Below are 589 nucleotides of genomic sequence, written 5' to 3'. Positions count from 1 at the left end.
GAACACGGCGACAAGGGCGAGTGCGAGCACCATGGCGCGCGGCAGCCAGCGCGGCATACGCGCAACCGGTCCAGGGGCTTGACCGGGTGGAGGCGGGGGGTTCGGCGCCGTGTCGGATGCAGATGCGTTCGGTGCGCCCTGAGCGATCTCGTCTGTGCGTGCCACCGGGCAAGTCTCACCCACGCCGCCTTACGACCGGACGGCGCCCCGACCATGAGGGGAGGATGAGAAATTGTGTGAGCCCGCTGCGCCTGGGCCGACGCCGCCGTTATGAGCACCCCCCATGCGAGCACGGTGGACGAGGCCACGGAGCAGAACCCGGGTGTGCGAGCGGCGCCTGTGCTCGCCCCCTCATCGGCGCAACCGCGCAGACCTGCGGGGCGGGGCTTCTCGTCGGCGCTGCGTGGTGGGCGGGTGGCAGGGCTGGACGGACTGCGGACGGTCGCCGTGGTGCTGGTGATCGTCTATCACGTGGAGCCGGACCTGGTGCCCGGAGGATCAGTGGGCGTCGACGTCTTCTTCACCCTCAGCGGTTTCGTCATCACCCGGCTGCTGGTCGCCGAGTACGCCCGTACCGGTCGCATCGGCC

General features: G+C 70.5%; 1 protein-coding gene. It reads left to right on the top strand.

Translation table 11 applies throughout. The annotated features are described in order from the left end of the window. Positions 1-270 precede the first annotated feature (270 nt). The coding region (locus TN53_RS48880) for an acyltransferase family protein (protein WP_420719172.1) at positions 271-589 on the top strand (319 nt) is incomplete at its 3' end.

The sequence above is a fragment of the Streptomyces sp. WM6386 genome (genome assembly GCF_000972385.1).
In the GTDB taxonomy this organism is placed as follows: Bacteria; Actinomycetota; Actinomycetes; order Streptomycetales; family Streptomycetaceae; genus Streptomyces.
Note: the sequence above shows the minus strand (reverse complement) of the source record. Positions and strands in the feature narration are given on the sequence as shown.